General features: G+C 42.5%; 16 protein-coding genes. 6 read left to right on the plus strand and 10 right to left on the minus strand.

The annotated features are described in order from the left end of the window. Positions 1-15: 15 nt before the first annotated feature. The gene (locus GJB61_RS25350; RefSeq protein ID WP_154121898.1) at positions 16-2403 is read right to left on the minus strand and encodes a GH36-type glycosyl hydrolase domain-containing protein; all 2388 of its coding nucleotides are present in this window, start codon (positions 2401-2403) and stop codon (positions 16-18) included. A 108-nt stretch (positions 2404-2511) separates the two neighbouring features. Between GJB61_RS25350 and GJB61_RS25355 the strand changes: the two genes are divergently transcribed. Continuing rightward, positions 2512-3090, plus strand: coding sequence for a class I SAM-dependent methyltransferase (locus GJB61_RS25355; protein WP_154121817.1), 579 nt, complete (start codon positions 2512-2514; stop codon positions 3088-3090). Between the two features lie 298 nt (positions 3091-3388). On the opposite strand, the gene GJB61_RS25360 is transcribed toward GJB61_RS25355, so the two are convergent. The 5 genes from GJB61_RS25360 to GJB61_RS25380 all read right to left on the minus strand — a co-directional run bounded on the left by GJB61_RS25360 (position 3389) and on the right by GJB61_RS25380 (position 8427). Continuing rightward, positions 3389-3769 (minus strand): hypothetical protein, encoded by a 381-nt coding sequence (locus GJB61_RS25360; protein WP_154121818.1) that lies wholly within the window; start codon positions 3767-3769, stop codon positions 3389-3391. Positions 3770-3869: 100 nt separating this feature from the next. Further along, a complete protein-coding gene (locus GJB61_RS25365; protein ID WP_154121819.1) occupies positions 3870-4859 on the minus strand; it encodes a hypothetical protein in 990 nt (329 codons plus the stop codon). Positions 4860-4909: 50 nt separating this feature from the next. Beyond that, positions 4910-5539: a hypothetical protein gene (locus GJB61_RS25370; RefSeq protein ID WP_154121820.1), complete on the minus strand. Its 630-nt coding sequence runs from the start codon at positions 5537-5539 to the stop codon at positions 4910-4912. Positions 5540-5542: 3 nt separating this feature from the next. Next, positions 5543-6670, minus strand: coding sequence for a S8 family peptidase (locus tag GJB61_RS25375; protein ID WP_154121821.1), 1128 nt, complete (start codon positions 6668-6670; stop codon positions 5543-5545). Between the two features lie 389 nt (positions 6671-7059). Next, a complete protein-coding gene (locus GJB61_RS25380) occupies positions 7060-8427 on the minus strand; it encodes an amino acid permease (protein ID WP_154121822.1) in 1368 nt (455 codons plus the stop codon). A 184-nt stretch (positions 8428-8611) separates the two neighbouring features. Between GJB61_RS25380 and GJB61_RS25385 the strand changes: the two genes are divergently transcribed. Together GJB61_RS25385 and GJB61_RS31955 are read left to right on the plus strand one after the other, a co-directional pair. After that, positions 8612-10411 (plus strand): stalk domain-containing protein, encoded by a 1800-nt coding sequence (locus tag GJB61_RS25385; protein WP_154121823.1) that lies wholly within the window; start codon positions 8612-8614, stop codon positions 10409-10411. Between the two features lie 190 nt (positions 10412-10601). Then, complete coding sequence (locus tag GJB61_RS31955; RefSeq protein ID WP_267490846.1) at positions 10602-10829, plus strand: putative holin-like toxin; 228 nt, start codon at positions 10602-10604, stop codon at positions 10827-10829. On the opposite strand, the gene GJB61_RS25390 is transcribed toward GJB61_RS31955, so the two are convergent. Further along, on the minus strand, positions 10784-13021 hold the full coding sequence (locus tag GJB61_RS25390; RefSeq protein WP_154121824.1) for an ATP-binding cassette domain-containing protein: 2238 nt from the start codon (positions 13019-13021) through the stop codon (positions 10784-10786). The genes GJB61_RS31955 and GJB61_RS25390 overlap by 46 nt on opposite strands. Positions 13022-13265: 244 nt before the next feature. Between GJB61_RS25390 and GJB61_RS25395 the strand changes: the two genes are divergently transcribed. Further along, positions 13266-14252 (plus strand): DUF4003 family protein, encoded by a 987-nt coding sequence (locus GJB61_RS25395; protein WP_154121825.1) that lies wholly within the window; start codon positions 13266-13268, stop codon positions 14250-14252. A gap of 316 nt (positions 14253-14568) precedes the next feature. Here GJB61_RS25395 and GJB61_RS25400 read toward each other — a convergent pair whose 3' ends face one another. The 3 genes from GJB61_RS25400 to GJB61_RS25410 form a co-directional block, all read right to left on the minus strand. Beyond that, the gene (locus tag GJB61_RS25400; protein ID WP_154121826.1) at positions 14569-14910 is read right to left on the minus strand and encodes a cupin domain-containing protein; all 342 of its coding nucleotides are present in this window, start codon (positions 14908-14910) and stop codon (positions 14569-14571) included. A 147-nt stretch (positions 14911-15057) separates the two neighbouring features. Then, on the minus strand, positions 15058-16296 hold the full coding sequence (locus GJB61_RS25405; RefSeq protein ID WP_229522446.1) for a PTS ascorbate transporter subunit IIC: 1239 nt from the start codon (positions 16294-16296) through the stop codon (positions 15058-15060). A gap of 515 nt (positions 16297-16811) precedes the next feature. Further along, positions 16812-17834: a LacI family DNA-binding transcriptional regulator gene (locus GJB61_RS25410; RefSeq protein ID WP_154121828.1), complete on the minus strand. Its 1023-nt coding sequence runs from the start codon at positions 17832-17834 to the stop codon at positions 16812-16814. 294 nt (positions 17835-18128) lie between these two features. Here GJB61_RS25410 and sstT point away from each other — a divergent pair, with 294 nt between their 5' ends. Next, positions 18129-19358, plus strand: coding sequence for a serine/threonine transporter SstT (gene sstT / locus GJB61_RS25415; RefSeq protein ID WP_154121829.1), 1230 nt, complete (start codon positions 18129-18131; stop codon positions 19356-19358). A 184-nt stretch (positions 19359-19542) separates the two neighbouring features. Further along, the gene (locus GJB61_RS25420) at positions 19543-20106 is read left to right on the plus strand and encodes a TetR/AcrR family transcriptional regulator (protein WP_338116119.1); all 564 of its coding nucleotides are present in this window, start codon (positions 19543-19545) and stop codon (positions 20104-20106) included. The last annotated feature ends 8 nt before the right edge of the window (positions 20107-20114 follow it).

Below are 20114 nucleotides of genomic sequence, written 5' to 3' on the forward strand. Positions count from 1 at the left end.
GGTTGATTTCCTTTCTTATGCGTTCAGGGACGGAATTTTGACCAGTACGCTATATTCTGCACCTGCTGTCAAATCCTTGATGATGCCATCCTCAATAAGATTGCCATTGAGATAAACTTCAGTTTTTTCAACGCCTGATTCCCGTTTAATATCGATATGCAGTTCAGCACCTCTGAAGGTACGTTTGACCGTAACCTCTTGCCATTCCGAAGGAAGCTGTGGATGGACCTGGATGCCTGCTTCATTCCCTTTTAATCCAAATAAACCATCGATCAGACAGCGGTACACCCACGGAACCGTGCCTGTGTTGAACAAATGACTGGACCGTCCGGCTGTATTTGGATATTGTCTATAAGCACCACGATAATAATTGGGGATAAACACAGGTAACTGGCCCCGTCTGAGAATATCCGCAGCGTCTGGTCCTGGAAGCATTTTGCGCAGTAAACGATACGCATCGTCCTGCTCGCCCACTTGGTACAATGCATAGATATAAAAGGCTGCAGCGTGATTATAGACAGCTCCATTTTCAGCCGTTCCCGGGAACTTCTGCGTGACACGGCCCACATCCTCCCGCATCGCTGTGTAGGCTGGTGCCAGTTTCTCAACACCATAAGGTGTTTCTAATTGCTCCTCAACCGCCTGCATTAATTTCTTCTGCTTCACTGGATCGGCCGCACCACACAATAGTGCCCAACCCTGCGGATTAATGAAGATACGACCTTCCTTATCGGTGCTAATGCCAAAGACGACATTGTCATCCGTTATTCCGCGCGCGTACCATTCGCCATCCCATAAATATTTGTTGATGACCACATTCGTCTCATCCGCGGCCAAGCGAAACTTCTTGCTGGTTTCCAGTTGTTCACTTTTCCCACAAATATCTGCCCAGATGATAAAGGCATAGGCCGAAGCCATCGTCAGCCAACCGGAAACGCCTTTTCCCTTGTAGCCAACCATATTCATCGGGTCACACCAGTCACCTTGATCGATAAAGTTCAAACCCCGTGCATCGCGCGCGCCCATAAGCCAGTCCATCGCCCGATTGATATGTTCAAATACGGAGGCCACTTCCTCACCATCCGCAAACGGAACTTTTTCATCCAGAATGCTATAGTCATTCGTCTCATCCAAATAGGTACTAAGACAAATAGGCAGCCAAACGCAATGATCCGTATGAGGAACCTGATTAATATATTTCAACTCCGCCGCCTCATGCAAAATAATACCATCCGGCATGGCACCGCTTGCATTTTGTTGGCTTAACGCCGTCAGGAATGCTGCTCTAGCCATCTGTGGCTTAATATAGCTCATGCCCATATTATCTTGCAGGTAGTTCCGGGTTTGGGGATCGGTGGTAAGACGGTTGGTTTGACCATGATAATACATTTGCCGCGGCAGCCAATGGTTCACAAAATTGTCCAGGTCAGCATCCGGAGTCTTGATCTCAATACATCCTCTGCCTTCCTTTATGTATTCTGCATATTCCCGTTCAGCTTGGACAAAACCATCTTCACCATTGGCATTTCGATCTACGAACAAACTCTGGCGGATCTGCGCAATCTCTGTCTCGTCTTTAGCTGGACCAAATATAAATCGATAGGCCTGCTCTTCACCTGGCTCCATCTCTAATCTATATTGCAGAACCGCAACCGGAGATTCATAACGGGATTCCCCTTTGGACAACACTTCGTTCTGGATCGATGACGGTGAGGTAATGCCACCTTCTCCTTCAAAAGCCTCTTGGTTAACTTCCCAGGCGAAAGGTTCTTGATCTGCTAATAGGAAAGTCTTGTCTTTCAATAGCTTAATCTTAGCGTAGTCCTGATATTTCTGATAAGGCGTAATCGCAGAAGCTACAATTCCCTGTAACTCTTGCTTATATTCACCCGATTGATTCATCCAAGACATATAACCAATGGTAAAATAGGGATAGATACTTATCTTCCGTTTCGTTTGCGAAAGATTTGTCACTTTAACCCGCCATAGTTCCATGGCATCCTCTTTAGGCAGACTCAGACTCATTTCTATACCAATACCATCGTTTTCGATCTTCCAGACTATATTATTTTTGCCTACAGCGAAGGTATATTTATCAGGAAGCGTGCGAACCGGCTCATAGGGGGCAGAGAACACTTTCCCATTCTCTTCATCCTTCACATATACAAAACGGCCGGGATGATGCGCATAATAAGGCTGTTCCGGTTGCATAAATGTCTTTGCTTCCAAATTCGGCGCATACGAATATTTGGCAGGTTCCGGCTGCATAAACTGAGCTACAGCATAGCCGCGACAATTCATATGAATCATCATCTTCTCATTCCATAGAAACCCCGAAGCCTTGGGAAGACTGGTTGGACTCAACAGTTCATAATACTCATTGTCATCAGTTGCTCTTATCATCATCGTGCCTCTCTTTCTTCATTTAACTAATCATCTTTGAATTATACCTTATCTCCACTATGACTGTCATAGCCAAGGTAGATAATTCATCGAAAAGGAGTGACAAATATGATCATCATCCCCATCATTCCGTGGCTGATCTCCAGTGTGTTCTTCTTATCTATGCTGTCCATTGTGGCTGTCAGTTGGAAGAATGGAATATCGCCGATGCCCACATCAAGACCTGTACGGAAGGCGGTTATACAAGAGGTGAACCGGATTCCCGGATACGTAAACGTTGTAGAGGCCGGCTCCGGCTGGGGAACGCTGGGTCTGGATGTCATTCGCCATTGTTCAGGAAAAAGGCTGATTGGTATTGAGAATTCCACCATCCCCTTATGGTCTTCCCAACTGCTAGCTATGTTTAGTACACGTTGGCTGCAAGCAGCGAATGGTAAGGATAAGCTCCACGGAAGGCTTCGTTACCTACGTGGGAATATCTACAGCAGCTCATACAGTCATGCAGATATCGTCCTCTGTTATTTGTTCCCTGGAGCGATGAAGCAGCTGGTGGACAAGTTCAAGCATGAACTGCTGCCGGGCGCGGTAGTCATCAGCGTCTGCTTTACCCTTCCCGGCATGACGCCTGTCCGCACAGTAACTTGTAAAGATACCCTGCGGACCAAGGTGTATGTGTACGCTTTTTAGAAGGCCCTACACCAAAGTATGTAGTTGACAAATGGAATCGGATTTAGGGCACGGTAAATATTAAAAAACACTTGCGTATCCCGTATGCTGAAAAGCGCCACCCCTTCAGCAAAGCGAGGATACTCAAGTGCAAAGTGATTATATCAATTTATTGTTAGGTCTCTTTATTCTGTACAGTGCACTACATAATAATATAAAAAAGTCGCTTCTCAGCGACTATTGTTGAGCGTGAATATTAATAATGGCTAGTGGTTGTACGTATATCCTGTTTCGAGTATCAATTCACCCTAAGCTTCTTCTACCTCAAACGGTACTGTTCAAGAATGGAAGGAATATCGGTTACATGATCCGCTTTGTAGAGATCATAGGTTGACATTAAAACATCGTAATATTCGATAATCCATTCATCTGAGCTATACCCTTGCAATATAAAAACCTGGTCACGCTCGTCTCCATCCACAATACCTATCTGTCGGCCTTTCAATTCTCCAACCTCTGAACCAAACAATGAATAAGTAACCTCGCCTCTTTTAAGTATAACAGTAGATTGCGCAATATTCGTTATTCGCGAAAAACGTTCATAAGGCTCCGAATGAGAATCCGTCAAAAATAAAGATTTAATCATAAAGAATCCCATCACTATTACAATAACAGAGAGAGCAATGAGCATTTTTTTCATTTCATGTCCCCTTTGCCTAAAAGGTATGGCTAGTGCAACAAAGCAATGAGCCGTGTTAGTTCCTTGGCTCATTGCTTGATCTTTAGGCTCACATAAAAAATTAATTGTGCGTGTGTGCTTCTTCTGTATGCCCAATCCCAGTAAACCAGGAGCAGCTGATGTGGCCGCCTTTACTATTCCCATTACGCATGGTGGACTGCCCATTACAGTATATATTTCCAGAAGTACTATTATCCTCAGATCCTATAGCTTCATCAACACAATAAATACTATTTTTATACATTGAGAGTTGGCTATTTTGAATAGCCATTACACCAAGTTTCACTGATACAGAGCAGTCGGAGTTTTGAAGAGCAAACTGAACTTGTGTAACTGAATTCAAGTTCATGTCATGCTTATTGCAGCCAACAATATTTTTATTTTTGAAAACCTTGGATCTGCCAACACCTGCTCCAAAATATCCGCCGACAGGTATTTGGGAGTAAGTAGTTATCCCTTGTGCCTCTGCCTGCATGTCTGTCCCCATCTGTTGAATTCCTTGAGCAAACTCTTCAAAGCTTTTTACAATTTTAATATCAGTGCTTTGTGAATCCTGACTTTGTAGATTTACATCAACACTAGTAATCTCGGTATTTTCTCTTGTCAATTGGACGTTAACTTGTTTTTGAGACTGTATAGGGATTGCATAATATCCATCCTGATCGGTACTGTACTCTACACCGTCAACGACAACTTCTGCATTTCGATGAGGCATATTTAAATCATATGTTCCGTCAGGCTGTAGTATAAAGTAACTATCTGTATCCTCAGCCTCAGCAGTTTGAAGCATAGAAATAAGGTATTCTGTCTTGTCACTATCGCTGGATTCACTAATTAAGCCTTTAATGTATTCGGCTCCTATTCTTTTAGCATCTCTTAAGGAATTTTTGTATGAATCCGCCTCTTCAGGAGTAAACTTAACCGTTAGAACCACTTGTCCTTTTACGGATGTATTATTAGTTCCGGCTGCAGAAGCATATGGGGCAATTGCGAGGCTTAGAATAACAGAAAGAGTACAAAAATATTTTATGAGAGCTTTTGATTTACTCATTTGAATTTCCTCCTTGGTTTTATATTACTACATCATTTGTACATTATTTGCTACATAATTTGCTTCATTAATTCATGTCCTATCTTCCATGTCGTTTGAGTACCAGACTCCAATAGAAAACAATATCCATTCGATTCATCGTGTAACAGATATAATATAAAATATATGCCTGGGTAGTCCTCAGAATACAAATTCACCTGTTTTATAGAAGAAATTTGTTCGGTGTCCGGCGTTTTTACAAGATTCTCATCCTTCATATCAGACAATATACGTTCGATTATATCTTTCTGTGAAATGATAACTTGCTTACCGCCTAAAGCCCCCTCATCCTTTATAAGTAACTTATTGGCTTTAAATTTCTCTGGTATTAGATAGGGAGTCTTTGTTTCACGGAATACGGACTCGATGCCATCAGTGCGTGAGCAGATCCAACTGTCAGAGTCTAACCCAGTGATTTCGTATACTTGTTGTTTTTCATCTGTGACACCTATCTGTTTCCCAAGATTAATTGCAGCCAGATTATTGGTCTGTCTTATGTATCTTTTATCTCCCTGATACAAACCCTCATCAATGACAAAGTACTTAAGCGATCTATCATGATTAGAAAAGTATAGTACAGACCCAGTTGTTACAAGAATTATTGCTGCTAATACAAGCCAAACGTAGACTTTCTTTGACATTTCTTATCTTCCCTTCAAATGCAGATAACGGTAACCTTCTTTAAGATTAATGCAATTTAAAAACACCTCCTTTCTGATCTCATGTAATGACATTTCCGGATGCTCAGTCATCAATAATGCTACTGCTCCAGAAACTACAGCTGCAGACATAGATGTTCCGGAAAATGGTGAATAAAGGAGTGAACTTGAATATCCACCCTCTCCCTTATAGTAAATATCGCTTTGAAGCGAGAGGATGTGATAACCAGGTGCAACTAAATCTGGCTTTGCTACACCTTCAGGAGATGTCCATGAACTAGAAAAACTCGCTACACTATAGTTGGAATCGTTCCTATATTCCGACTCCTGAATAGCTCCTACAGCGACAACTGATGGGCTGATTGCCGGAGAATACATCGTTTGAGACATCTCTTCTTTTCCATTACCAACAGATGTAACAATGAATATTCCTGACTCATACGCTTTATCTGCTAATGCTGCGATATCATCATAGCCATCTGTCGGCAATCCGATAGAGATATTTAAAATCTTGATATTATATCGCTCCTTATTTTCAATCACCCAGTTTATTCCGTCCAGCAAGGCTTTTTTAGAGGCCTTGCCTTCAAAATTTAAAACTTTAATAGCAACAAAGTGCACGAAAGGAGCAATACCACTATATGTACCTGATGATTGTGAGCCGTTACCCCCAATAATTCCAGCAATGGCCGTCCCATGACCGTTATCATCATATGGCTCTTCTAACCCATTTACCATATCTTTAAAGGCAACTATCCGGTTATTCGGGCTGGTTAAATCCTGATGTGGGTAGATTCCACTATCCAAAATTGCGACCGTAATAGGATTCTGTTTCTTTTGTTTATCTTCTAAAATATTACCAACTCCGACCATTTTCTTAACATTATTAAGTGTTAAAAATCCAATGTTATCCGAAGTTTGTTTAGACTCAGCTTCTTTCTCGTCCATTTCTCTCTCAACGCAGTTGATATTTTTACTAGAAACAAATGCATTGTCTGATACAAGTATTTCCTCGTCCGCAGGTTCAAGATATGGATGATAGGAGTATGATATAATAAAAAGTAGAACGAACAGGCATATCAAAAAAAACATTCGAAAAAGTGAATTCTTCATAACTTCATTCCTTAACTCCAATAATATAAAAATTTACAATAAATTTTAAATTTTAATCTAATACCATAATTTAACTTTTTTTGCTTTTTATACCATTATATTCGAACATTCCCAAATTGGCAACCCAATATATTACTTTTTTTATTAGGATACACTTACTAGGATTATTGGTAACGAGGAATTCTATCGAAACCTGCTGCTTTCAAGAGAAAATTATATTGCCTTAAAAATAAAGCTTCGTCGTTTTCTCGAAGGAACAGGTACCCTCTATAAAAGGACGGCGAAACCGTTTCTTCTTGGACCAGCACCCACACAAAAACAAGCAAGATCAGGAATTAACCTGAATCTTGCTTGATGGGCTCACTATATTTCAACTTGTTGTTCTTCCTCTACTCTTCAACCTTCTGCCGTTTCCCTATGCCAAAGACATAATAACCCACAATCACAATCAGGAGGAACGTAGCCCCGACAATTAATGACGTATGCGTATCCGGGTTGAACCACATTCCAACCAACACCAGCGACAAGAAAATGATCGTGATGTAGTTGCTGACAGGGAAGAACAAAGACTTAAAGGGATGATCCTTCATCTCATCCTTCCGTGCCTTCCTGAATCTAAATTGACTGAAGGCCAAGGCTAGCCACGGCACCATCCCCGGAAGGATACTGGCACTGTAAATATACAGAAACAGCTTGGAGTCAGGCGCGATGTAATTAAATAAGACGCCCAATAACAGCAAGGATATGGTGGTAATGATACTATTTCGGGGGACACCGCTCTTCGATACTTTCCCGAAAAACTTAGGGGCTTGTCCATTTTTGGCCAAAGTATAGAGCATTCTCCCCGCACTGTAAATCCCGCTGTTGCAGCCCGACATCGCAGCCGTGAGCACCACAAAATTGATGATGCCTGCAGCGGCAACAATACCTACCTTGGCAAAGGTCAGCACGAAGGGACTGCCGGTCTCGCCCACTTGGTTCCACGGATAAATGGTGACAATGATAAAGATAGCACCCACGTAGAAAATTAATATGCGCCAGATAATATTTTTGATCGCTTTTTGCAAAGTGACTTTAGGATTCTCCGCTTCACCAGCTGTAATCCCAACTAACTCTATTCCCTGATAGGCAGCCGTCACGATACAGAGGGCAAACAGAAACCCCTTCAAACCACCCGCGAAAAAACCGCCATGGCTATACAGGTTCGAGAGACCAATCGGCACCCCGCCATTCCCTAAGCCGAAGAAAATCATCCCTGTTCCCACAACCAGCATAACGCCAATGGCGACAACCTTGATCATGGCAAACCAAAACTCAAATTCCCCATAAAATTTCACTGCCGCTAAATTAGCTGCCGCAATAATTCCCACACCCGCCAGAGCAGGCAGCCATTGCGGAATGTTCGGGAACCAATAGCCCACATAGATTCCAATCGCCGTAACTTCCGCCATCCCTACCGTAACCCACAGAAACCAATAGCTCCAAGCAGTCAAGAAACCGGCCAATGGATGAATATACTTATGAGCAAACGTTGCAAAGGAGCCCGTCACTGGTTCAAGAACCAGCATTTCTCCCATGATTCTCATTACAAAAAACATAATAATCCCAGCCAACAGATACGCCAGCAGCACAGAAGGTCCAGCCCATTGGATGGTACTTGCCGAGCCCATGAACAAGCCTACACCGATGGTGCCTCCAAGTGCGATCAGTTCAATATGCCGCGCCTTAAGTCCTCTAGTTAGTTGTTTTTCTTCCAAAAAAACGCTCCCTTTCGTATGTGTAACACCTATCATAATATGTAAGTATATCAGACTGCTGTGACATTCATTAACGCATTGCAGAATTACTCCATGGAATCAGGTATAAGTTTACTTTATTTGCAACTTTTTGGAAAATAAAACGTCTATATTGAAACAAGCAGCCCTAAGGAGGACAACTGAAATGTTACATATATTCAAAGTCAGCAGATGGGTCAGTCTGACCGTTGCAGCATTTATATTGACAACCCCCATCACACTTTACGCCGCGGGTACGGAACCTGCCCAGCCTGTCAACACGAGCACTGTGCTGCCGGTCAGCGCGAGCGAGCGTCTGGTGCTTGATCCCGGGTTTGGCTATCAGAGCATTTGGGAACCGCTTGCCAAACAGCTGTACGCCAAAAGTCCGGTGAAGGCATATCTGCCGACCCGCTTGCCAGACTCTGATTGGAATTATTACGCAATAACAAGCAACTTTCTGGAGGACGGATACAAAATTGATGTTCATAAAAGTGCTCTGCTTCCTTCTGCGGGAAGCACTTTGCCTTCCTCCACTACGTCAACTAATTTCGGCCCTCTTCTATTCAGTCTCTCTGCCGGGAAAGCATCGACACAAGGAACCGGCACTATTCTTCTACAGCAAAAGGGAGGCTGGAATTTCTATGCCGACGCAGCGGCCGCTGGGAAAGAGACTGACAAGCAGCAGCTAATTCAGGCTTTTGCTGGCGCAACCAAATTCAGCGTTCCGTTCACTGATGCCAAAGGCACGGTCCAGGTAACCGGCTCTGGTACAGACAGAGTTTACTCCGCCTATTGGACTTATGACAACAAGACAGGGTATACATTCGAGAGCAGAACTTCCCTAGCCGACTTTATCTCCCTGTTATACAGCTTCAGACCTGTTATTAATCTACTGAACAGCACCGATGTGATATTGCTTCCACTGGAGCAAGAGTGGCTTATGGGCATAGGTCGGACCACCGCCTTCCATTCCAAAATGAACCAAAGAACCACGCTGAGCAGTGCACCTGCAATCATCAAAGGTTCCGTTTACCTGCCGCTTAAGAATATCGTGCAGTTTATACAAGGGAATATGCAGTATGTTCCCGCCGAGAACACCATTTACTTCTCGGAGAACGGATATGTCAATCCATTGAAGCTGAATTTGAAGACGGGTGCCGTCTATAGCCAATCCAAGAAGGTAGCCACTATCTCTGTTCAAAATAAAGGCGGTACTGTTATGGTTCCGTTAAGCTTGTTACGAGATCAGTTCGGTTTGAAGCTTAGCTACAACAGTAGTGACAAGAAGGTGCTTCTACAATATAGTAGCTGGTTCGCAAATTATCGTGCTCAGGAAAAAGCGACCAAATCTGAAGCTACCCTTACTGTACTAAGTCAAGGAGGACCCCCGTTTATATATGAGAACAGCAGACTCGGTTCGACAGACTCATGGACCTATCTGGGAAATAAGCCTCCACAAGGGTATAATTCGTTAAAATATACACTTTATGAGGTTACCATCCCGTTGCTTCCCGGAGCTAACGCATTCGTATATCGAGATCATGCGAATAAAACTATGATTGATTCCATCCCAATTACTGCTGAATTGTCTCCAGCAGATATTCCCTTTGCCCGCAGTGGCAATGTGCTATACGATGCACTGAAGATGGATCTTAAGCTGACTTCGAATGACAGCAAAGTCTGGCCGTCCGGTTATGCCGAAGCCTCTTCCTACGTCGATCTCAGTGGTACTATTCTGCCGGGCAGCTCCGATTTCGCTTCACTGCGTTTAACTTACCATAAGGTTAATGGCGTAGAGAGCGCCCCGGTCTCGTTTCCCGTGGCTGATAATGGCAGCTTCGCCTACCGTTTCAAGCCGGATAAAGGCCCCGGTACGTATGTGGCTACCGTCTACAACCCGCCGAAATCGCTACCCAAAGGCGATCTGGCCGGAATTGCTTCCTTTATCGTTGAAATTAAATAGATCTCTGAAGCATAAGAACCCGAACAATTGAAATCTTAATTGTTTGGGATCTTTGCTTGAAGCTGGACTATAATATTTGTATTTTCTACATACCATTGTCTGATATATTGTACTTATTGGACGCTGTGAAGCGCTTGTAATACTCGTCTATTCAAGCGTCGGCTAATCTCCCGGAAGGGAGGTGAGGCCAATGGAGGTTTATCAAGCGTTGTCATTGATGTTCATGTTCGGCAAGTTCATTATTGCTTTGCTGAATTACTCAAAAAGAAATAGACCGCCCTGTCGCAAGGATTCGGTCTATCTCTTGACTGCTATTCCGAAAGCCGCCGCCCTTAAAAGCGGCTATTCTTCTGACACTATACCAAAAAACCATTACAAGTACTTTGCAGTAATTGACTCCTTGCAGTCTCTCAAGTGATACGGTGTTCCTTCAAAAAGAATTTGACCCCCTCGACTACCTCCCTCAACACCCACATCGATGATCCAATCGGCGTTACGAATGACATCAAGGTTGTGTTCTATAACAATAACCGTGTTACCCTTATCCACAAGATGGTTAATGATTGTCAATATGCTCGTAATATCAGACATATGCAATCCGGTTGTAGGCTCGTCCATGATATAGATGTTGCCCTTTTTACTTAATTCCTTAGCCAACTTTAAACGTTGACATTCTCCACCGGATAAGGTGTCTAAGGGTTGTCCCAGCGTCATATAATATAGGCCGACATCTACAATATGCGTTAGTTTTTTGATTATTTCTTTTTGTGTAAAAAAATCAACAGCTTCAGCAACTGTCATTGCAAGCACATCTACGATCGACTTACCATTAAACTTATACTCTAATACCTCAACCTTAAACCTTTTGCCACTGCATTCTTCACAAACCGTTTCAACCGAATCCATAAAGGAAAGATCTGTTTCGATGTAACCGCGCCCTTTACATGCCTCACATGCTCCTTCTGAATTATAGCTGAACAACCCGGCACTCACCTTATTTTCACCCGCAAACAATTTGCGAATTTCATCCATAATTCCAGTAAAGGTCGCTGGATTAGAGCGTAAATTTGCGCTTACAGCCGACTGGTCGATAATAATTGCATCTTTATATTCCTTAGCAAAGACACTATTAACAAGTGAAGATTTACCAGATCCGGCAACGCCTGTGACAACCGTAAATATGCCTTTAGGTATTCTTAAACTTACGTTTTTTAAATTGTGCAAGCTGCTTTTTTGAGTTTCAAAAAAATCATTGCTTGTCCTTGTTTTACTCTTGATTGGCAAGCTCCTGCCTATATATTCTCCTGTTAACGTCTTGGTGTTTAAAAGGTCGTTATAGGAGCCCTCAAACATAATTCTTCCACCGTCAGTTCCTGCCTTTGGACCCACGTCAACGATATGATCAGCAATCTTTATAACATCAGGGTCATGCTCAACTACAATTACCGTGTTGCCTTTATCCCTTAACTTGCACAACAATTCATTAAGCCTATGAACATCTCTGGGGTGTAACCCGATACTGGGTTCATCAAATATATACACAACATCCGTTAAGCTGCTTGTGAGGTGTTTAACCATTTTCACACGTTGCGACTCTCCGCCAGATAAGGTTGAAGTTTCCCTGTCCAGACTCACATAATCAAGCCCTATATGAATTAGATCATTCAATCGCTCAGAAAGGTTATCAACAATAGGTTTTAAGTTCTGGTCCTTGATTTTCCCCACTAGTTCTAGGAGCGAATCAACCTGCATAGAAGTTAAATCTGCAATGGAGTAACCCATGATTTTTGAAGATAATACCGTTTCATTATATCGTTTGCCACAGCAATCATTGCATTGTTTTTCAGTTACAAATGGGGCTATTTTCTTTTTGGACGCCTCTGATTTTTCGCCCTCCGTTTTGATGTTTTGTCTGATAAATCTCTCGACAAGGCCCTCATAAGTCGAATTCATACCCTCAACAATAGCTGATTTCACTTTTTCTGGTTTACAATACACAAGCTTATCGTATTCCTCTTTCGAATAGGCCTTGATTTTTTTATCACCATCAAAATAACCGGTAGCTGCATACATCTTCCACTGCCAAGTACCCACTGAAAAACCCGGCAACAAAATCGCACCTTCATTTAATGATTTTTCATGATCCAGCGCTTTGTTCAAATCCAATGTAACCATCCTGCCAATACCTTCGCAAGTCTTACACATTCCGTTGGGGTCATTAAAGGAGAAATAATGGGAAGGTCCTATATGTGGTTGCCCGTTCCGTGAAAATAATAGTCTGATTATTGGATTGATATCCGTGATTGTACCCAGTGTCGAGCGTGAGTTACCGCCTATTCTCTTTTGAGCCACAATAATTGCCAAGGATAGGTTCTCAATGGTGTCAACTTCCGCATGACTATATTTAGGCATAAACCCTTGTATAAATTTGCTAAAGGTTTCATTCAACTGCCTTCCTGATTCTTGGGCAATGGTATCAAACACGATCGATGATTTACCAGACCCGGACACTCCAGTGAAAATTGTGATCTTCTTTTTAGGTATTTTCAAACTGATATTCTTTAAGTTATTCGCACGTGCACCTACTATTTCAATATATGCATGTTCCATATTTGTCTCCTTCTTCAATTTATTCAAGCTCTATCTCTATAGATTAAACTTAGGATCTACTCTTCGGGTTTACTGTTATCATAACCATCTGCCACCCTGAATTCAAACGACATCACACTGGCCGATGACGAGGTGGATTCATATCATTTCGGCGGTGAAGAAATGTAGTATTCATGAAACCTCTAGCGTTGTAGAAAGTATAATAGTCTATGAAATAAAACAAATTAGGTAAGAGGTGTATCCGATGAAGGAGCAGTATACAGCAAGGCTTGAATTGTTTGCTGATAACGCGCAGAGGATTAAAAAGGCGTTTGTCTGGCAAAATGCCATGGTCAATCGATTGGCTGCATTACTGTACACGGCAGAGAACAAAATCGCGGATGATGGGGCGATTCGCGAGAGCTTTGAGCTTATTAAGGAGAATACCGGACTTTTTTCTTCCTTTAGGGGGACTTCGGCAATCAGCATCGCTACCCTGCTGTCTCTTTCTACGGATAGACAAACGCAGCTAGCACACACGCTTGCCGTCTATGACATGATGAAGAATGCCAAATTCAGAGCCTCTGATTATCTCGTCGTTTCCGCCTATCAGATCGCCGCTAATACTGGACCAGATCAATATCTGCTTACTGTAGAGCGGGCAAAAGCATTCTATGACGGCATGAAAGCTCACCACCGTTTCCTTACGGGACAGGACGACTATATCTTTGCCGCAATGCTTGGCCTTTCCGATGTCGATATTCATAGCGGTGTGGAGAGCATGGAGCAGCTCTATGTGGCTCTGAAGCCCGAATTCCTATCCGGGAACAGCGTGCAAGCCCTGACACAGGTGCTGGTTCTTGGAAATGAAGCGTCACACGCGGCAGCCCGCGTACTTGAATTACGCGATGCCTTCCGTTCAGGGGGAATTCGGCTGGACAAAGAATATACCCTTCCTTCGCTTGGCGTACTATCATTACTCCCCTGTGACAGGGGAACTCTGGTTAGCGATGTCTCAGATACTTATGATTTTTTGCGTACCCAAAAAGGCCTCGGGAATTGGTCCATTACCACACAGGAATTACTGCTGCTGTCAGCTGCGCTGGTAGCCTTCAAATCTGTAGATGATATCAAAAGCGGCATTCTTACCGCAACGCTCTCCACCAGTATTACCAATATTGTCATTGCGCAGCAGACCGCAATTGCCGCAGCAGCCGCTGCATCGGCTGCCGCAGCTTCCACTTCGAATTAACACTTAAGCGAATATAATTTCTCTTTCTACAATTACTTCCTGACTACTAAGAACACACAGCATTCCACATGCCTTGAGTGTACAAAAAAGATGCCGCTAATAAGTTCGATCAGATCATCCCATTTAAAATCAGAACGAAACATAAAAACCCGAACCATTAAAATCTCAATGGTTCGGGTTCTGTGCTTAAAGACGGACTATAACAGTTGTATTTTCTACATACCTTTAAACCAATTTCATTTCAGCATCACTACCGCTTCCACATGCACCGTATACCTAAACGAAAGATGTCACTGCTACAACAGCAAGTGAAGGGCTACAGGAAATCTGCACGTGCTGGTGTAAAGGCATCCAGCAGGATAGCATTATCCTCCAGTGGGATGCAGCCATGGAGAACATTGGATGGAAAATGAATACTGTCGCCTTCTTTGACGATTTGTACATCTTTTGTTTCACCATCATCGATCATAAACTGAAAACTTCCCTGCATTACATAAGTAACCTGTTCATGAACATGCTTGTGCAGCGGGATTTCCCCTTCTCCAGCTTTCGCAAACATCACTTTAGCATACATAATCTGATCGCTGTGGGCCAGCACTTTACGAGTTGTATTGCTGTCGACTGTATCGAGTTGAATATCTTGGTCTTTAAAGAACATGAATAATTCCTCCTGAAAGTTTTGTCAGCATCACTTCACTGCGTTACTTCGTACAAAACTAGCTTCGTAAGCATATGCTTAATTTTAATGGAGCTTAGCTTCTTATGATCCTTAGAACATTAGTATAAGTATACTAAATCGATTTAGTTAAAACCAACGAAAAATTCCCCATAGTATAATTGAAAGCGAAGTGAAGTCCGGATCGGCGAATGTCACCCCTTCTACACCTAGGAAAGAAAAGAGTGGCAAGGTAAGGGCTGGCAACAGACAGAGCAAGAATCCATTGAAACCGCTGGAAATGATAGCACCTCTGAAGCCACCGCTGGAATTGCCGAATATAGCAGCTGCGCCCCCAGCCAAGAAGCACGCCATAATCCCTGGGACGATGACAGGCAATCCAACTAGCGGGAAGAGAAATACGCAGGCCACGCCAGTGAAGAAGCTGGTCAAGAACCCTACTAACGCGGAATTAGGAGATTTGTCGAAAAGGACCAATACATCCACCCCAGGGATTGCTCCAGGAGCGAACACTTGGGAAAACCCTTTGAAAGCGGGGACGATTTCTGTTGTGAACAGCTTTACTCCTGCTTTGGCGATATACAAACCGGCTGCAAAGATAGCTGCCTGTTCAAGGATGAAGACGATATATTGTTTACCTTCAGCCAATTCATTGACATAAGTTGGACCAGCAACCAGTCCGGATATTAGTAAAAGTACAAGCATGGTCAAGGTAGTGGCAACATTGGAATCCCGCAAAAAACTGATGCGGTCATTTATCTTAATATTTTCGGTATCATTATTGCGGTTGCCAAATACCTTTCCTAAGTATGTCCCGATAATGTAGGAAATCATCGAAGCATGGGCAATCGTATATTCATCGGACTTGATGATATTTCTACTGGCATTCCGGAGAAAATAAGGGAAAATCGCCATATAGCTTCCGATTGCCAAAGAACTGACGATGATCGTAATCCATGAACTGAACCCGAGGCCTTTCATAACGGCTGTTGCAGCAAAGCTCATGAACAGAACCAAGTGAAGGGAAAGGTATATGTATTTGAACTTAGTCACTCGGGCAAGCACAATGTTGAGGATCATCGAGAAGAGTAGAATGATCGCAGCATCCGCACCGATCTGATCAATGGTCAATGACATGATAGCTTCATTACTCGGTACAACACCTTTGAGGTTGAAAGCGTAAGAGAAAATTTGACTGAATTTGGTGAGGACGCCTCCCAAGATTCCTCCACCAACTTTGATCATGGTGAAGCCCATAAAAGAAAGGGTGGTCCCGGTAATAATTTCGGATACCTTCTTCCGCTGAAAAATGAGGCCGAGAAGCGTCACGATAGCAATAATGATGGATGGTTCCCTGATAATACTCATAAACATATCCATAATAAATTTCATCTTCTTTCTAATTTTTATTTTTTACCATATTACTAAATCGATTTAGTAAAGCTTCAAAAAAAATTTCCTTTATTGTAGAGTTAAAAAAGAAAGCACAAACTACTTTTGTGAACTAAATCACATATAAGCCTATATATTAATTATTTGAAGTCAATTCCTTCCTCCTCTCTTTATAGAGCGCTATCATTTCCAAAAAAAAGGTACACGAAGAAGTTGCAAGCGTTATCATGAATCGAATAATAGCACCATTATTTTCTTTTGGCAATAGCAATTATTTCATCTTACTTCAAGAAAAAGAAAGTAAGTTGAGTTATTTATGGCTAAGAACCACAATTAGCGGTTGACGAATTCGAGCGAACGAACAACGAGGCAAACCTACATAGCCAGACTAGTTAAAGTTATTACTTGGCGGACTGTAGCGCCGCTACTTCACTTTTGAAGGGGGTTTGGGAACAGGAAGCGAACCAGTCCAGTTCCCTATTTCTAATGATTCAGTTCAAAATCCGGACAGATTCTCTGAGGTTGATCGTAGGATTTAATCGGATGATTTCTGAGGGTGCCTCATCTTCCTGTCCTTTCCGATTGATTTTGTCCAGCAGCAGCCGGGCACTTCTTTTCCCCATTTCAAAGCTTGGTTGGGAAACCGTAGTGATAGGCGGGTTATAGAACGCCGCAAAGGATACATCATCGACTCCGATCAGGGAAAAGTCATTTGGTATGGTCAGACGGTTGTTTTTGGCATAAATCAGTACCTGCTCCAAAATCATGTCATTGGTGGCGATAATTGCGGTTGGCGGATTGTCCATATGGAATAGTTCGCCAATGAGATCTGGCATTTCATCCAGCCTACCACTTTTGATATAGTCTTCATTAACCGGCAGACCATGGTTCTCCAACGTCTTTCTATAACCGGACAGCCGCTCAATCCGTGTGGTGATCGTTTTTTTGCCTAAGGGAAAGGTGATGATCCCAATATTTTCATGGTTATGCTGGGCAAATGTCTCGACCGCCAATTCACTGGCTTTTTCATTGTTCAGCAGCACCGTATCTACGCTGATTTCATCGATTTTTCTGTCGACAAATACAAACGGATAGCCATTCTTAACAAGAGAAACATACAGTTTCTTATTCTCTTCAGTGGGGAAAATGATAAGTCCGTCCACTTGCCGCGCAATCATCGACTGAACGTAATTTTTTTCCTTGAGGGAATCATCATCGGTATTGCAGACAATGACCTGAACACCTTCCAACTGGCATTCATCTTCTATTGCACGTACGACTTCTGTTGTGAATTTCGATAAGATGGTTGAAGAAATCACCCCAACAATGAATGTCTTCTTATGTTTGAGACTGCGGGCCACCTCATTGGGAATATAATTGAGTTCCTCAATGGCTTGCTCGACTTTCCTCTTGGTGTCTAGACTCATATAGTTGTATCTTTTACTCAGAAACTGCGAAACCGTACTTTTAGACACTCCTGCACGTTCTGCAACTTCTCGCATCGTTATGACCATGGTTAGCCTCCTAAAACACCATCCGTTATGTAACAATCTCTCGCCGAAGCTCCGTCACAATACTCGAGTGAGTTCTACTGTATTATATACTTTCTTGTATAGAGAGGAAAATACAGACTGGCACGATTCATAGTTTAACATAAATTATTAAAAGTGAATAATCATGCACAAATTTCCATACAGGCATACAATCGACATTTTTCGTGATAAACTAACGCTAAATGTAAACTTGCCTCCATAAAATGTAGTGGCTAGGCTTAGTTATATTTCCATATTGAAAGCGGAGGGAAATAATTGAAAACATTAATACTCAACTGGAATCAAGTGAGCCTGGTAAAACGAATATTTGCGGGGATTATAGTGGGTATAATTCTGGCTTTATCGATTCCTAATGCAACAGGGGTCACCATTTTTGGTTCCTTGTTTGTATTATCATTAAAAGCGGTCGCGCCTGTACTGGTCTTGCTCTTAGTGATGTCAGCCATCTCCAAACATAAAAAAGGCCAGCAAACGAATATGAAGACGATTATTGGTCTGTATGGCTTAAGCACATTTTTGGCGGGGCTCATAGCCGTTATTGTAAGTTTTATATTTCCGGTAACCTTGTCACTTGTAACGGGTGTCACCGACCTGACTCCACCTGATGGGATTGTAGAAGTACTTAAGACTTTGCTATTTAAGGTTGTCGACAACCCCGTAAATGCCCTAATGAATGCTAACTATATCGGGATACTGACTTGGGCTATCTTACTTGGTGTTGCTTTAAGAAATGCCAAGGATAGTACAAAAGACTCGCTTGTTAATTTTTCAGATGCCGTTTCACAAATCGTCAAATGGGTAATCAACTTGGCACCAATAGGCATCATGGGACTTGTATTTGATTCCATTACAGCAAACGGACTTTCCTCCTTGCTCGATTACGGGAAACTACTTCTTGTTCTTATTGGATGTATGCTATTTATGGCACTGGTTGTTAATCCATTGATTGTATATCTGAATATTCGCAGAAATCCTTACCCACTTGTTTTTCTTTGCCTGAAGGAAAGTGGGATTACCGCATTCTTTACTCGTAGCTCAGCTGCAAACATTCCCATCAACATGAGATTATGTGAAAAATTGGAGCTCGACAAGGATACGTATTCAGTGTCCATTCCATTAGGAGCTACGATTAATATGGCGGGTGCAGCTATTACGATTTCTGTCTTGACGCTCGCTGCTGTTCATACGGTTGGCATTGAAGTGGACTTTGGAACGGCGCTTATTCTTAGCGTCCTATCTGCTGTATCTGCTGCGGGTGCCTCAGGCGTAGCCGGCGGGTCGCTTTTACTGATTCCTCTAGCGTGCAGTATCTTCGGCATTCCGAACGATGTTGCAATTCAGGTCGTTGGTGTAGGGTTCATAATCGGTGTTTTGCAGGACTCCTTTGAAACAGCACTGAATTCATCCTCCGACTTACTGTTCACAGCAACCGCTGAATATGCAAAAGACCGTAAAGAAGCCAAGGAATTTGTGATTAATACCTAACAAAAAAGGAAACAAAAAAAGCAGGAGCCTTTGGCTCTGCTTTTTTTTGTTTCCTTTTTTGTTCCGTTTGCCTTTGTTTCAGCTATAAATAACAAAGAAATCTTTGCTCTTCAATCTTAACACTGTAAAGATTTTATGCTACAATCTTTACAGTGTTAAGATACTGAAAGGAAGTAGGTATGAAGTGAAAGAAAAACCCTATCACCATGGAGATTTACGAAATCAGCTTATAGAAGCTGGCATTCAACTTATTAACAAAGATGGCATCAAAAGCTTTTCCTTGCGCAAGGTAGCCGCAGAATGCAGCGTCAGCCACACCGCCCCCTACAGCCATTTTAAAAATATAGATGAGTTGATTGCTGCAATGGGAGAACATGTAACAGAGCAATTTATGGATACACTGCGCTCATCCGTTCAAGGAAAGGAAGGAAGCCATGAAGCGATTTCCCTGCTTGGGCAGGCCTACATCGACTTTTTCATTGCGCATCCACAGTATTTTCAATTTCTTTTCTACCACTCCGGCATAACCATTGATCTAGACAACTATAATTCTGATAATTATCCGCCTTTTGCTTTGTTCAGGACTACAGCCTATCAAATGTTTCGCAGCATCGGTCTGCCGGATGAAGAGTACTCTCATAAATTGATAGCCCTATGGTCGATGGTACACGGTATTGCCTCACTACTTACCAATAATGGTGTCCGGTATTCGGGGAATTGGCGTGATATTTTTGCGATCAAATTATAATGAAGGAG

It is taken from the genome of Paenibacillus monticola, assembly GCF_009664975.1.
Classification (GTDB): Bacteria; Bacillota; Bacilli; order Paenibacillales; family Paenibacillaceae; genus Paenibacillus_AQ; species Paenibacillus_AQ monticola.

Excerpts from the sequence above, each read along its gene's own strand:
- GJB61_RS25375 (WP_154121821.1), bottom strand. The coding sequence starts at position 6,670 with ATGAAGAATTCACTTTTTCGAATGTTTTTTTTGATATGCCTGTTCGTT.
- GJB61_RS31955 (WP_267490846.1), top strand. The coding sequence starts at position 10,602 with ATGGAGGTTTATCAAGCGTTGTCATTGATGTTCATGTTCGGCAAGTTC.
- GJB61_RS25385 (WP_154121823.1), top strand. The coding sequence starts at position 8,612 with ATGTTACATATATTCAAAGTCAGCAGATGGGTCAGTCTGACCGTTGCA.
- GJB61_RS25405 (WP_229522446.1), bottom strand. The coding sequence starts at position 16,296 with ATGAGTATTATCAGGGAACCATCCATCATTATTGCTATCGTGACGCTT.
- GJB61_RS25370 (WP_154121820.1), bottom strand. The coding sequence starts at position 5,539 with ATGTCAAAGAAAGTCTACGTTTGGCTTGTATTAGCAGCAATAATTCTT.
- GJB61_RS25400 (WP_154121826.1), bottom strand. The coding sequence starts at position 14,910 with ATGTTCTTTAAAGACCAAGATATTCAACTCGATACAGTCGACAGCAAT.
- GJB61_RS25390 (WP_154121824.1), bottom strand. The coding sequence starts at position 13,021 with ATGGAACATGCATATATTGAAATAGTAGGTGCACGTGCGAATAACTTA.
- GJB61_RS25395 (WP_154121825.1), top strand. The coding sequence starts at position 13,266 with ATGAAGGAGCAGTATACAGCAAGGCTTGAATTGTTTGCTGATAACGCG.
- GJB61_RS25410 (WP_154121828.1), bottom strand. The coding sequence starts at position 17,834 with ATGGTCATAACGATGCGAGAAGTTGCAGAACGTGCAGGAGTGTCTAAA.
- GJB61_RS25360 (WP_154121818.1), bottom strand. The coding sequence starts at position 3,769 with ATGAAAAAAATGCTCATTGCTCTCTCTGTTATTGTAATAGTGATGGGA.
- GJB61_RS25350 (WP_154121898.1), bottom strand. The coding sequence starts at position 2,403 with ATGATAAGAGCAACTGATGACAATGAGTATTATGAACTGTTGAGTCCA.
- GJB61_RS25365 (WP_154121819.1), bottom strand. The coding sequence starts at position 4,859 with ATGAGTAAATCAAAAGCTCTCATAAAATATTTTTGTACTCTTTCTGTT.
- GJB61_RS25355 (WP_154121817.1), top strand. The coding sequence starts at position 2,512 with ATGATCATCATCCCCATCATTCCGTGGCTGATCTCCAGTGTGTTCTTC.